Raw genomic sequence first — 232 nt, forward strand, 5'->3', positions numbered from 1 at the left:
GCTGGTACCATCCGCAGCGCGGCGTGGTCCGGCCCGACGATTTCCTGGGCGTGGCCGAGGAAACCGGGATGATCGTACCGATCGGCGAATGGGTGATCCGCAAGGCGCTGGAAGAAACCTCGCGCTGGAGCGGCGATTTCCGCATCGCGATCAACCTTTCGCCGACGCAGGTGCGCAGCCCGCATCTGGTCGATGTCGTCGCGCGGGCGATCCACGCCTACGGCATCCAACC

At 66.4% G+C, this 232-nt stretch carries 1 protein-coding gene; it reads left to right on the forward strand.

Features of this window, described 5'->3' with window-relative positions:
• The coding region (locus O4H62_RS26415) for an EAL domain-containing protein (protein ID WP_269391865.1) at positions 1 to 232 on the forward strand (232 nt) is incomplete at both ends.

Source organism: Parahoeflea alexandrii, from assembly GCF_027214025.1.
Lineage (GTDB): Bacteria > Pseudomonadota > Alphaproteobacteria > Rhizobiales > Rhizobiaceae > Hoeflea > Hoeflea alexandrii_A.